The organism is Corallococcus sp. RDP092CA (genome assembly GCF_041903675.1).
Classification (GTDB): domain Bacteria; phylum Myxococcota; class Myxococcia; order Myxococcales; family Myxococcaceae; genus Corallococcus.
Genome location: NZ_JAYESI010000141.1, coordinates 1 through 352 on the forward strand (window position 1 = coordinate 1; position 352 = coordinate 352).

The following is a 352-nucleotide window of genomic DNA, read 5'->3' on the forward strand; positions in this document are numbered from 1 at the left end:
CGTTCATCCTCACCAACTGCGCCATCGCCGACGGCACCGTGTTGATGAGCGTCACCTCCACCTCTGGCTTCTCCTCCGCCAGGTGCAACGCGTTGCGCACCACCACCACGCTGCCTCCCCTCACCAACGGCGCGAAGAGCTCGAACACCGACAAGTCGAAGTTCAGGCTCGTCGCCGCCAGCACCGCCTTCGTCTCCTCCTCCGTGAATGTCTCCGTCGCCCACCCCAGGAACGCCGCCGCGTTCCGGTGCGTCACCGCCACTCCCTTCGGCCGCCCCGTGCTCCCAGACGTGTAGATGAGGTACGCCACGTTCTCCGGCCGCACCTCCGACTCCACCGGGCAGCAGGACTC

Annotated in this window: 1 protein-coding gene; it reads right to left on the reverse strand. The window is 67.0% G+C overall.

Annotated elements, in window-relative coordinates:
* The coding region (locus U8525_RS34525) for an AMP-binding protein (protein ID WP_374270980.1) at nucleotides 1-352 on the reverse strand (352 nt) is incomplete at both ends.